Origin of the sequence: Mesobacillus sp., from assembly GCF_049588175.1 — a bacterium.
Taxonomy (GTDB): Bacteria; Bacillota; Bacilli; order Bacillales; family Cytobacillaceae; genus Mesobacillus.
This window is the reverse complement of record NZ_JBAVFI010000752.1, coordinates 1-1782: the sequence shown is the minus strand read 5'-3', so window position 1 is coordinate 1782 and position 1782 is coordinate 1. Positions and strand designations below refer to the sequence as shown.

The 1782-nt window shown below is 39.3% G+C and carries 2 protein-coding genes; both read right to left on the bottom strand.

What is annotated here, in order from left to right; genetic code table 11:
* Positions 1 to 189: 189 nt before the first annotated feature.
* Complete coding sequence (locus WB217_RS18230) at positions 190 to 1080, bottom strand: methyl-accepting chemotaxis protein (RefSeq protein ID WP_423994725.1); 891 nt, start codon at positions 1078 to 1080, stop codon at positions 190 to 192.
* A partial coding sequence (locus WB217_RS18225) for an SDR family oxidoreductase (RefSeq protein WP_423994724.1) occupies positions 1058 to 1782 on the bottom strand: 725 nt, incomplete at its 5' end. The genes WB217_RS18225 and WB217_RS18230, both read right to left, overlap by 23 nt.

Below are 1782 nucleotides of genomic sequence, written 5' to 3'. Positions count from 1 at the left end.
CTTTTAGTGAATTTTTTTAAGCAAAGAATAAGAGCGAGTCGTAATAGCTCCTCCCAAACAATCAAAATCATATTAAGCCCCTTGCTTGAAAGTCTATTAAATGTTTCCGCAAACACTACCACCGTATTGCTTACTCGCGATACGCTTATTTTCCATCTGTTTTGTCCTTTAGTTCACAAAATCGGTTACTCAAATCAAGTTGGCAAATTCATTCAGCCTCTTTGACATCTGATGTATTTCTTCCACCGAATCATGAATTTGTTTAATGTTTTCTTTTTGAATTTCGCCTACATTAGAGATTTTTTTTACCATCTTGACCATACTTTCCATGGATTCTCTAATATTCTCAAGGGTTTCTTGGATGGTTTCTGTTGAGGACCGTGTATGCTGAGATAACTTCCGGATTTCATTGGCAACCACCGTAAACCCTCTGCCATATTCATTTGCCCTTGCTGCTTCAATCGCTGCATTGAGTCCGAGAAGATTCGTTTGGTCTGCTACTTGTTTAATAAAGGCTAATACCTCTTTTGTTTTTTCCACCTGTCTGTTTGCTTCCTCAGAGACTTGTAGAAGATCATGAGTATGTGAGAAAAGTGATACAGCACCACCTGATACATTCCTAACATTTTCATTGACCATATCCAAAGAGGTGATCATCTCATTAGAAATTTTTAATAATTCTTCTTCGTTTTGGTGCATAATCCCAAGTGACATGACCCCTATGACCTGTCCACTCTCATCTCTTAAGGGAAGTAGTTTTGCTGTAAACTCAATACCATGTATGCTTGCAGGTACGACCGTCCTGATTTCTTCCCCTTTTTTTAAAACGGTATCAGCTGGTGTGCCAGGCTTTATTTCCATACCTGGCGAAAGCCTAAGGTTTATTTTTGCACCTGGGAAATAGGCAATGATTTTCTCTTGATCCCCTATAGCAATTGAGGTGTCAGCTGGTATCGCAGACTGGAATAATGGAGCTGTCTTAATTAGGGATTCAAGAATAGGATGATGCTGTGACAATGATACCCCTCGTTTCGTAATTAAATAGATGGATAAAAAATCACCAGTTAATTTGAAGTCCATTTCTAAAGAACTCACCGTTTGGCCCGTCTTGATCTAGTTCCGCAAGCCACAAAATAGATTTTGCTGCCTCCTCTATACTTCGGGGAGCATGCGGGCCCCCCATATCAGTCCTTACCCATCCAGGACATACGGCATTGATCTTGATGTTTCCAGAAACTTCTGCAGCCAAAAGACGTGTAAGGCCGTTTAATGCAAGCTTCGATAATTTATATGAACCTGGACCCGTTTGATCCATTTCAGCCATCTGCCCATAACCAGATGAAATATTAATAATTCTTCCATAGTTATGTTCCTTCATTAACGGGAGTAAAGATCGGATAAGATGAAAAGGTCCTAACAGATTCGTTCTTAATGTTTTTTCTAAAATAGTGGGATCTTCTTCTGTCATCTTTATTTCTTCATCTAAATAGACACCTGCATTATTTATGAGCACATCTAAGCGGCCATATGTCTGTTGAACGTACTCTACAGCCTTTTGAATGCTATTTGTATCATCCACATCCAGCTCAACAACGGAAACGTCATATCCAAGATTCTTTAACGATGAAGCAGCCTCTTGTCCTTTATCTGCGTTTCTGCTGCACAAAATAACCTGATAATCTTTCTCGGCTAATTGCTTGCCTAATTCATACCCAATCCCTCTGTTCCCTCCAGTAATGAGTGCAATTTTCTTATTTTGTATCACTAAAACCATCTCCTTTT